The following is a 10,482-nucleotide window of genomic DNA, read 5'->3' on the forward strand; positions in this document are numbered from 1 at the left end:
GGCGGGTGACGCTCCCGCCATGGTATTCCTGCCACAAATCGGGTACCGCCTTAAAGCGAAACTCTTTCTGAATCAGAGAAAAAAACAGCCCCGCCAGAAAGGCTCCGACCAGAAAACGGAATTCCCAGGCCCCCGGTTCGGCAATCTTGTGCCAATAACTTGGCGCTCCCACTCCGGTGAGAGTCATCGCCAACCAGGGAAAAGCGGTGGATGCTCCCATGGGATGACCCGCAATGGCTGGCAGATCGAGTACAACATTGAGCAAGGTCAGGCCCACGGCGGCATACAACCATGACCAACCCCGTGGATCGACACGGTGAAGTGCAAAGGCCACACCCATGAGTCCTCCCCCCAGCAGCACCAGGGTCACCCAAAAAGTTGTCGGGGAAAGGCTCCCCCGCAGAGACATACTGCCCAGATCCGGTCCCAGCAGAGGGGAAAAAAGGGGGAACACCACGGCAAATAACAGTGCTCCCACCAGTCCGCCAAAAATGCCCACAAGCGCATCCAGACTGCCTTGACCGAGGGAAATGGCAAGCGTGCCCGGACAGTAACCCAGAATGGCCATGCCCATGCCAAACAGCACCCCACCCCCCACAATTCCAAAAAGGATCAGAGGCTTGATGTGATCGCTGGCCCATCCCATCTGGATTTCCGCTTGCATCAGCAGCATGCCTAGTCCGATGGCAAAAGCCATGGTTTTGGCCACTGAGAAGTTTCTGAGAAGCGCCATGCCGGCGATGGTGTCAAAACGATTGAGACGCGCATATTGAAGAAACATACCAAATAAAAATCCCAAGAATAGCGTGGTCACAGGTAAGTCCCAAGAAGAAAGGGACAGTGTATGGGAAAGTTTCTTGGGTGAAAAGTTTTCCGTCATTGCGCGTATAATCCAGGGTCCTGAATTATTTAGACAACCATCCCTACTTCTCCATGCAAACCACCGGCAATTCCACGGTGCGGGTCCTGATTGCCAGTCTGGCCGGCACCACCATCGAATTTTTTGATTTTTACATTTATGCAACGGCGGCGGTTCTGGTATTTCCCAAACTGTTCTTTCCTTCTTCGGACCCCGCATCAGCCCTCCTCCAGTCCTTTGCCACCTTTGCCTTGGCCTTTTTTGCCCGTCCCGTCGGAGCCATTCTCTTTGGGCACTTTGGTGACCGTATCGGGCGCAAGGCCACTCTGGTGGCTTCCCTCATGACCATGGGTCCCTCCACCGTAGCCATTGGGTTACTTCCCACCTATCACAGCATCGGAGTCGCTGCCCCCATCCTCCTGGCCATCTTCCGCTTTGGCCAGGGCCTGGGACTGGGAGGAGAATGGGGAGGCGCCGTCCTGCTCGCTACGGAAAATGCGCCACCCGGCAAAAAAACCTGGTACGGCATGTTTCCCCAATTGGGAGCTCCCCTGGGTTTCATTCTGTCCAGCGGGACCTTTCTGGGGCTGAGCGGATTCCTTTCGGAAGAAGACTTTTTGACCTATGGCTGGCGGATTCCCTTCATTGCCAGCGCTCTGCTGATCGGAATCGGATTATATGTCCGGCTCAAACTGACCGAAACCCCGGTCTTTCTGGAAGTGGCGAACCACCACCAACAGGTGGCCCTCCCCATGCGCACGATTTTTGCCCAGCATGGCCGTCCGCTGTTGCTTGGGACCTTGATCGCTCTTGCACTTTTCGTTCTGTTCTATCTGATGACGGTATTCACCCTCAGTTGGGGCACAACGGCCCTGCATTATCCCAAAGGCGATTTCCTGCACGCCCAACTGATCGGGATTCTCTTCTTCGCCCTGGGCATCCCTCTCTCGGCTCAACTGGCTGACCGTTTCGGCCGGTCTCCGGTACTGCTCTGGGTCTCCGTTGCCATCTTTCTCTTCGGACTGGCTTTCGGACATCTCTTCAAGGCCGGTCATTGGGGCAACACCGTCATTTTTCTGAGTCTGGGTCTCTTTCTCATGGGAGGAACGTATGGCCCCATGGGGACTACCCTGGCCGAACTGTTTCCGCCTCCCGTTCGTTACACGGGTGCCTCCCTGTCCTTTACCCTCGCGGGCATTCTGGGAGCCTCGCTGGCTCCTTATATTGCTACTTTCCTGGCCAAACAATGGGGTCTGGACTTTGTAGGCTATTACCTCTGTGCCGCCACAACGCTCACCTTTGTTGCTCTGTGGGCGGCCCGTTCCCTGATGCGAGAACCCTCATGATCACTCTCAAGAAACTCACCCTGCGCCGCGGTCCCAAGATTATTTTGGACAAGGCCAGTATCACCATCAATCCAGGCGAAAAGGTAGCTCTGGTAGGACGCAACGGTGCTGGAAAATCCACCCTGTTTCGCCTGCTCGATGGTACCCTGCGGGAAGATGGCGGGGATTTCACCCTTCCTCCTGCCTGGCGTCTGGCTCAGGTGGCTCAAGACATGCCCGAGACCGAGGCCAGCGCGACCCGCTTTGTCATGGAGGGAGACACGCGCTGGCTGGAGGCCCAGCGGGAAGTAGAAGCAGCAGAGGCCGGCGAGGATGGCATGCGCATGGCCCATGCCTACATGGCATTACAGGAAGTGGATGCCCATACGGCCGAACCTCGGGCCCAAACCCTGATCCTTGGCTTGGGGTTCAAAACGGAACAATTACACCAACCGGTCAACAGTTTTTCCGGCGGATGGCGCATGCGTCTGCAACTGGCCCGTGCGCTCATGTGCCCTTCCGACCTGCTGCTCCTGGATGAACCCACCAATCACCTGGATCTCGATGCGCTGGTTTGGCTGGAAGCCTGGTTGCAACGGTATGATGGCACGCTGCTGGTCATCAGCCATGATCGTGATTTCCTCGATGCCGTGACGCGGGTGACCCTGCACCTGACCGGGGCTCAACTGACACGGTATGGCGGCAACTACAGCACCTTCGAAGACCTCCGTGCCGAGAAACTTTCTCTTCAATTGGCCGCCCACCAGAAACAGCAGGATAAAATTGCCCACCTGCAGGATTTCATTAACCGCTTCAAAGCCAAGGCCAGCAAAGCCAAACAGGCCCAAAGCCGGGTCAAGGCCCTGGAACGGATGGAACGCATCGCCCCCGTGCTGACCGAGGCAGAATTCACCTTCGAGTTTCAGGAACCCCTCAACTTACCCAACCCCATGCTCAGTCTGCGTCATACCGATCTGGGCTATCCTCCTTCCACCGCAGAGGAGGCTTCTTTGGAAGAGTCCTCCCTGCCGCGCACCATATTGCACAAAGTCAGTCGCTCGGTTCAGGCCGGAGAGCGTATCGGCATTCTGGGGGCCAATGGGCAGGGAAAATCCACCCTCATCAAGACACTGGCTGGGGTCCTCACCCCCCTGAATGGAGAAATGATCCAGGGAAGAGGTCTCACCCTTGGGTACTTTGCCCAGCAGGAACTGGATGTTCTGCAACCGGAAGACACTCCGCTCGCCCATATGATCCGTCTGGCCAAGGCAGCCATCGCTCAAGGCAAAGGGGGATGGGTGCAGGGACGGGAGCAGGACCTGCGCAACTATCTGGGTTCCTTCAACTTTACCGGCGAGATGCTGGCGCAACGGGTGGGAACCCTGAGCGGCGGTGAAAAAGCCCGCCTGGTGCTAGCCATGATCGTATGGCAACGGCCCAATCTGCTCCTGCTGGACGAACCCACCAACCATCTGGACCTGGCCACACGCGAAGCATTGAGTGTCGCCCTCAACGAATTTGAAGGTACCGTGCTGCTGGTCAGTCATGACCGCGCCCTCCTCCGCGCCGTCTGTGACGAGTTCTGGCTGGTCACAGGGGGCGGCGTACAGGATTTTGACGGCGACCTAGAGGATTATCAACGATTTCTGCTGGAAGAGGCCAAACGTGCACGCGCCGCCTGAACCGGACCTGCCCCGCCTTTCCCTCGTCGTGGCCCATACCGTGCCTGGACGCGTCATCGGAAAACAGGGCACCATGCCCTGGCATCTGCCCGCCGACCTGGCCCATTTCCGTGCCGTGACCCTGGGCCACCCCGTTCTCATGGGTCGACGCACCCAGGAATCCATCGGCCGTCCCTTGCCGGGCCGTCTCAACCTGGTCATCAGCCGCAATCCGGATTATCGTCCGAAAGGATGTCTGGTTTATCCTGCTCTGGAAGACTTGTGGACGAATCTGCCGGCCGTTCCCGAGGTCTTCGTGATTGGCGGCGGGACATTGTATGAAGCGCTGCTTCCCCGCGCCACGCGCGTGTATGTCACGCGTATTCATGCGGACTTGACGGGAGATACCTTTTTTCCGGCCCTGGATCCTGCACAATGGCGAGAAACCGACCTTCGGCACCACCCGGCAGATGAACGAAACGCCTACGACCTGACCTTCGTTACCCTGGAACGAATCAGCCAGTAAAAGCCGGCAATTTGCGCGCCACCGAGATCAACTGGAGACGCACATAGGCAGGTACCCCTTTGTGATAAGGCGGATAGTCTTCCCCGGCAATGAGGGGTTCGAGATATCGGCGCGCCTCCGCCGTGATCCCGTAGCCATCCGCCGTAATGAAATGACGAGGCAACGCACGTTCCTGATTGGCCACAGCTGCCAGAGAAACCGAACTGACGCGCCAACGGTAAGGTTCATCGCTCAAGCGCTGAATCGTCGGCATGACGGCATTGCGCCCGCGCAGAGCCAGTTTGACCGCCGCCTGACCCACCGCATAGGCCTGCCGGACATCAGTGCGAGAAGCCAGATGGCGCGCCGCCCGTTGCAGGTAATCCGCCACCGCCCAATGGTATTTATAACCCAGCCGATCCCGCACCAACTGAGCCAGATGAGGTGCCACGCCACCCAACTGGGCATGCCCGAACGCATCTCTGAGACCGCTTTCCGCCAAAAATTTTCCATCGGGGGTTTTAATCCCTTCCGATACGGCGATCACGCAGTATCCCCTGGTTTCCACCGTCTCCTGTACCCGCTTCAAAAAATCCTCTGCCACAAAGGGCAGTTCGGGAAACAGGAGCAGATGAGGCGCCTCTCCCGGTCCATCGCCCGCCAGACCACAAGCCGCCGTCAACCAACCGGCATGCCGTCCCATCACCTCCATGATGAATACCTTGGTGGAGGTCTTGGCCATGGAAGCCACGTCCAGGGCGGCCTCGCGCAACGAAGTGGCCAGGTACTTGGCCGCCGAGCCAAACCCCGGACAGCAGTCCGTCAAAGGCAAATCATTGTCCACGGTCTTGGGAATACCGATACAGATCAAGGGATAATCCATGGCAGCCCCCATCTGAGACACCTTATGCGCCGTATCCTGGGAGTCGCCTCCGCCGTTATAAAAGAAATAACCGATCTGATGGGCACGAAACACCTCAATCAGACGTTGGTATTCGGCCCGATTCTCTTCTAACCCCTTGAGTTTGTAGCGTGCCGACCCAAAAGCGCCTGCGGGCGTGTGGCGCAATGCTCGAATGGCTTCCGCCGTCTCTTCCCCGGTATCGATCAGATCTTCGTGCAAGGCTCCCAGGATCCCGTTTCTTCCGGCATACACGGTACCGATCTCTGCAGGATAGCGCCGCGCCGTTTCGATGACCCCGCAGGCACTGGCATTGATCACCGCTGTGACGCCTCCGGATTGGGCATAGAACGCATTGGTCTGGCTCATTTTGTCTCCCTCATCGTAATTGATCATCTTACCCTGCGCGGATCGTCTCTCCGCTGCCGATCAGGCCCCCAATTGAGCGCGCAGAACCTGCCGAACCTCTTCCACCGGACGCGTTCCGTCCACCTGTATCAAACGTGGGGCCTGTGTTTCTCCACTGGTCGCCCAGTCCGAATAGTAGGCCACCAATAGACTGGTCTGGGCATGATACACCGCCAAACGTTTCCGAATGATGTCCGTACGATCATCCTCCCGCTGGATCAGGGGTTCCCCCGTCACGTCATCCCGATCGGGGGTACGAGGCGGACTATGACGCACATGATAGACCCTGCCTGAGTTCAGATGAATCCGCCGTCCCGACAAACGTTCAATGATGTCTTCGTCCGGTACCTGAAATTCCACCACCACATCGAGAGCGACCCCGGCTTTCTTGAGCGCTTCTGCCTGAGGCAGGGTACGCGGAAAACCATCGAACAGAAAACCCTTGGCACAATCCGCTGCCTGAATCCGGTCACGCACCAGTCCGATGATGATTTCGTCCGATACCAGACCTCCACTCTCCATGACCTGTTTTGCAGCCAGACCGAGCGGGGTCCCGGCCTGCACCGCAGTCCGCAGCATATCGCCGGTGGAGATCTGTGGAATGCCGTAGTATTCCCGAATGAATTGGGCCTGTGTTCCCTTGCCAGCGCCCGGCGCGCCCAACAAAATCAACCGCATGTTTCTTTCTCCCTTGCTAGTGTCAATGATTGAATGGTCCTGTGCCCACTCACGCCACCCGAGTCGCCCAGGCCATACACAGACGTTCCAAATCCTCAGGCGTGTCCACCCCCGGCAGAGGCGCCGTCATCAGACGGACCACGGCAATTCGATACCCGTACCAGAGAGCACGCAACTGTTCCAGCGCTTCATGACGCTCGATCGGCGCGGGTGATAAGCAAGCGAAGAGACGCAAAAAAGAAACCCGATAAGCATACAATCCCACATGATGCCAAGCGGGCAGATCCTCTGGCCAGAACGCGGCATCCTGAGCCCAGGCATCACGCGCCCAGGGTATGGGGGACCGACTGAAATAAAGGGCAAGATCCTGATGATCCAGCACTACCTTGACGGCATTTTTCTGTTCCAGATGCGCCCGTGAAGTAATAGGATAGGCCGCGGTGGCCAACGCACAGTCAGGTCTCTCGTGCAGACGTTGGGCCACGGCGCGAATCGTTGCGGGGTCGAGCAGCGGTTCGTCACCCTGCACGTTCACCACCAGAGTTTCCGGCGCCAGGTTCAATTGAGCCACGGCTTCAGCCAACCGGTCAGTGCCCGTCTCATGGGTGGTTGCCGTCATGACCACGGTCCACCCTGCCGCTTCAGCTACCTGCCGCACTTCGGCATGGTCCGTGGCGATCACGACCTGACTCGCCCCACTTTCCTTTGCACGTTGTGCACAATGCAGAACCATGGGGGTACCCGCAATGTCTGCCAGAACCTTTCCAGGGAAACGAGTCGACGCCATGCGAGCAGGCACCAGGGCCACAAAGGGGGGAACGGTCACGGGTTTTCGTCCTCAGCCAGACGACGCGCCTCGGTTTCCATCATGACGGGAATCCCATCACGCACCGGATAAGCCAGGCGACAGGGTGAACAGACCAACTCATGGCGGGAGGGACGATGAAGCAAGGGGCCCTTGCACAGGGGGCACACCAGAATTTCCAGAAGACGGCTATCCATGGGGTTCCTTGGAGATGAGTAGGGTTGCAAGATGATCCACGAGGGCAGTGTCCACGAGGGCCTCCAACGGGAGATACCACGCGTCGTCCAGCCCCAGCCTGCGCCATTTTATCGCATCTTTCTCGGTCATCAGTACAGGATTTCGTAAATCTGCGGGCAAATCGGTGCGCCGATAGGGGTGATGGTCCGGAAAAGGGTAGCGTTGCACCTGAATGCCCCAACTCTCCAGTTGACTGAAAAAACGTTCCGGATTGCCGATCCCCGCCACGCCAATACAGTTTTTTCCCTGAAAATATGCCCAGGGAACACGCCGTTCAGGGTGTTGCACATGCACCCACTCAGACGCACGCAGGCCCATGGCGTAACTGCCCTCCAGAGAAAAAAAGGTCGGCGTATGCGAACCGCTACCCTGATTGACCACAATGGCGTCCACCTGTGCCAAACGGGACAGGGGCTCGCGCAGGGGGCCCGCCGGCAGAAGGCGGCCATTGCCCCACCCTCGTCCGCCATCCACCACCACCACCTCCACGTTCCTCATCAACGCCCGATGTTGCAAGCCGTCATCGCATAGAATGACATCCACCTCTGGATGGGCCAGCAGTAATGCCTGACCTGCGGCGACACGGGCTCGCCCCACCCAGACCGGGGCCAGGAGACGCCCTGCCATGAGTACGGGTTCGTCACCCACCTCTTCAGGATCCGAAGTGGAGGTGACCTCGGTTGGCATCGAGTGTCGTCCCCCATATCCACGACTGAGGATGCCAGGATGCCAACCCCGAACTCGCAGTGCCTGGACCAGAGCCAGAGTCAGCGGGGTCTTTCCCGTACCGCCTGTCGTCAGGTTGCCCACCACGAGAACGGGAACAGGCAGCGCAAACGCCGAAGTCCTCCGGCGACAGCCCTGAATCCAACCATACAAACGACTCAATCCAATCAGAACAGGCATCCAGCCGGAGCGACGCCCCTCGTACCAAAGTCCCGTGAGCCAGCGCTCCAGGCGCGCGCGCATTCAAGGCCCAGCCGGGTGTGTACGCACCCGCAGGTGGTGAAATCCTGCACTGCGCAGAGCTTCCAACACCGCCATCACCTGTCCATGGGGAATCCGGGCATCCGCCGCCAGCACGAGGGGAGTATCGCCATGGAGACGCAGTGCACATAGAGGTTGGGCAAAAACGGTTGCGCCGGGGTCGGACCCCAGGTCCCTTCCATCCAGTTGCAAATGACCATCCACCGCAAGCGTGATTTCATGGGCCCGTTCGCTCGTGCTGGGCCCTCCCCCCAGAGGTAACTGCAACTCCACGCCGTGATCCTGGCGGAATTGGGTGGAAATCATGAGAAAGATGAGAACCACCAAAAGCACGTCGATCATGGGAATGAGGTTGACCTCCGGTTCATCCTCCCGCCAGCCGCGTCGGAAATTCATGGCTGGCGGTCTCCATGCAGCACTTCCACCAACTTGATGGCTTGCTGTTCCATGTCACTGCTCAAGCGTTCGATTCGTCCTCGAAAGAAACGATAGAAAATCAGGGCAGGAATAGCCACGATCAGGCCAAAGGCCGTGTTATACAGCGCCAGGGCGATGCCTTGAGAAAGAAGTGACATATCTCCGCTTGCGCCACCGCGGAACAGCACGATCAAGCCCAGCACCGTGCCCAGCAACCCCAACAGCGGACTCACCGTGGCCAGAGTACCCAATAGACCTACCGCCCGATCCATATCCACCACCACAGCACGGCCAGCTTCCTCAATCGCCTCCTTCATGACCTCGCGGGCATGGCGTTCATTGCGTAATCCTGCGGCCAGAACCCGCGCCAGGGGCGCCCCTTGGGACAAACGGCCAACCAGGGCAGGGGTCACGCCGGAACGACCAATCTCCTCCAGCACCTCCTCCAGCAAACCGGGGGGGAGCACGCGTTTGCGGCGCAGCACCGAAAAGCGCTCGACAATAATGGCCAAAGCCCCCACGGATACACCTAAAAGCAGAAAACTAGGCCAGCCAGCTGCCATCAGTCCCGAATCCACCTTTTTATCTCCAAATTCGACTAAACTGCCACAGTCTAATGGATATTCCAGCGGTTGGCGACTCGGCAGGGATGGATGGACACAGCCATTGTCTCGTCAGGTTCCGGGGGGCTGACTCGAACTCAAGGTTTTCCACAATCTCTGTGGATAACTTTGTGAACAGTGTCAGCCAAACCCCATCAACCCCTTATCCTTGTTACACTTTTTTTGCATCGTAGAGTTTCTATACAATTCCATGATCAGCCCGAAAACCCTTGACAAATGACCAATGACCCCGCAATCCCTATCCTGCTTGAACTATGACTTCCATTCCCAGTAACCATAGTCCTTCCGAGGCATTTTCCCGTGCCGAGGCCGAAGTTTTCGAGAAAAGTTATACCGTAACCGAATTCACCCAGCGCCTCCAGACGATACTGGAAAAAGCTCTGCCGGCCTGCTGGATTCATGGAGAAATTTCCAACTTTACCGAGGCCTCTTCGGGGCACTGGTATTTCAATCTAAAAGAATCTCAAGCCCAGATCCGCTGCGTGATGTTTCGCTTTCGCCAGAATGGCAGCACGGTTCGCCCCAGCAACGGGATGGCCGTACGTTTGCGGGGCAGTCTTTCCTACTATGCACCCAACGGAACCTGCCAGATTCTGGTGGACAATCTGCGCCCCGCCGGTCTGGGTGCCCTGTTCGAGGCCTTCAATCTCCTCAAGCAACAGTACGCTGCTGCCGGCCTTTTTGACCCCGAACGCAAACGAGCCCTGCCTGTCATGCCGCGCCGGGTTGGCGTCCTGACCTCCCCTGTGGGTGCCGCTTGGCGCGATGTACTCACCACTCTGCAACGCCGTGCTCCGCAGGTTTCATTGATCCTCTACCCCATTCCCGTTCAGGGAGAAGGCGCTGCCCAACAGATTGCCGCACGTCTGCTGGAAGCCGGGGCCCGTGCCGAATGTGAGGTACTGATCCTGTGCCGAGGGGGGGGCAGCATGGAAGACCTCTGGGCCTTCAACGAGGCTCCCGTGGTCGAAGCTCTGGTGGCGTGTCCCCTCCCGGTCATCACGGGCATCGGCCATGAAACCGATTTCACTCTGGCAGATTTTGTGGCGGATCAGCGTGCCCCCACCCCCACCCCC

General features: G+C 58.2%; 12 protein-coding genes. 4 read left to right on the forward strand and 8 right to left on the reverse strand.

The features are described 5' to 3' along the window. Positions 1-781 (reverse strand): YeeE/YedE thiosulfate transporter family protein (locus tag IV91_RS0110500; RefSeq protein ID WP_200874377.1); only part of this gene is annotated, 781 nt, incomplete at its 3' end. A gap of 152 nt (positions 782-933) precedes the next feature. Here IV91_RS0110500 and IV91_RS0110505 point away from each other — a divergent pair. From IV91_RS0110505 to IV91_RS0110515, 3 genes are read left to right on the forward strand one after another with little or no spacing between them, the layout of a single operon-like run. Beyond that, entirely contained in the window at positions 934-2,205 is a 1,272-nt protein-coding gene (locus tag IV91_RS0110505; protein ID WP_031598191.1) for an MFS transporter, read from the forward strand. Next, entirely contained in the window at positions 2,202-3,866 is a 1,665-nt protein-coding gene (locus IV91_RS0110510; protein WP_031598192.1) for an ABC-F family ATP-binding cassette domain-containing protein, read from the forward strand. The genes IV91_RS0110505 and IV91_RS0110510 overlap by 4 nt, the downstream gene beginning before the upstream one ends. After that, positions 3,850-4,371 carry a dihydrofolate reductase gene (locus IV91_RS0110515; protein ID WP_197456406.1) on the forward strand — a complete coding sequence of 174 codons (522 nt, stop codon included), beginning with the start codon at positions 3,850-3,852 and terminating at the stop codon, positions 4,369-4,371. The genes IV91_RS0110510 and IV91_RS0110515 overlap by 17 nt, the downstream gene beginning before the upstream one ends. On the opposite strand, the gene IV91_RS0110520 is transcribed toward IV91_RS0110515, so the two are convergent. Genes IV91_RS0110520 through IV91_RS0110550 form a run of 7 tightly spaced genes read right to left on the reverse strand, consistent with a single transcriptional unit; the run spans position 4,361 to position 9,346 of the window. Further along, positions 4,361-5,620 (reverse strand): 6-phosphofructokinase, encoded by a 1,260-nt coding sequence (locus tag IV91_RS0110520; RefSeq protein WP_031598195.1) that lies wholly within the window; start codon positions 5,618-5,620, stop codon positions 4,361-4,363. The two genes, IV91_RS0110515 and IV91_RS0110520, sit on opposite strands and share 11 nt — an antisense overlap. Positions 5,621-5,680: 60 nt before the next feature. After that, positions 5,681-6,337, reverse strand: coding sequence for an adenylate kinase (adk, locus tag IV91_RS0110525; RefSeq protein WP_031598196.1), 657 nt, complete (start codon positions 6,335-6,337; stop codon positions 5,681-5,683). Positions 6,338-6,386: 49 nt separating this feature from the next. Beyond that, entirely contained in the window at positions 6,387-7,163 is a 777-nt protein-coding gene (gene kdsB / locus IV91_RS0110530; protein WP_031598198.1) for a 3-deoxy-manno-octulosonate cytidylyltransferase, read from the reverse strand. Further along, complete coding sequence (locus IV91_RS0110535; protein WP_031598200.1) at positions 7,160-7,339, reverse strand: Trm112 family protein; 180 nt, start codon at positions 7,337-7,339, stop codon at positions 7,160-7,162. The genes kdsB and IV91_RS0110535 overlap by 4 nt, the downstream gene beginning before the upstream one ends. Next, entirely contained in the window at positions 7,332-8,348 is a 1,017-nt protein-coding gene (lpxK, locus tag IV91_RS0110540) for a tetraacyldisaccharide 4'-kinase (RefSeq protein WP_031598202.1), read from the reverse strand. The genes IV91_RS0110535 and lpxK overlap by 8 nt, the downstream gene beginning before the upstream one ends. Next, positions 8,349-8,762 carry an ExbD/TolR family protein gene (locus tag IV91_RS0110545; RefSeq protein WP_031598205.1) on the reverse strand — a complete coding sequence of 138 codons (414 nt, stop codon included), beginning with the start codon at positions 8,760-8,762 and terminating at the stop codon, positions 8,349-8,351. Beyond that, positions 8,759-9,346, reverse strand: coding sequence for a MotA/TolQ/ExbB proton channel family protein (locus IV91_RS0110550; protein ID WP_411463942.1), 588 nt, complete (start codon positions 9,344-9,346; stop codon positions 8,759-8,761). The genes IV91_RS0110545 and IV91_RS0110550 overlap by 4 nt, the downstream gene beginning before the upstream one ends. A gap of 314 nt (positions 9,347-9,660) precedes the next feature. On the opposite strand from IV91_RS0110550, the gene xseA reads away from it, so the two are divergent. Further along, positions 9,661-10,482, forward strand: an 822-nt coding sequence (xseA, locus tag IV91_RS0110555; RefSeq protein ID WP_035417800.1) for an exodeoxyribonuclease VII large subunit, incomplete at its 3' end; no start/stop codon positions are given.

This window comes from Ferrovum myxofaciens, assembly GCF_000735045.1.
In the GTDB taxonomy this organism is placed as follows: Bacteria; Pseudomonadota; Gammaproteobacteria; order Burkholderiales; family Ferrovaceae; genus Ferrovum; species Ferrovum myxofaciens.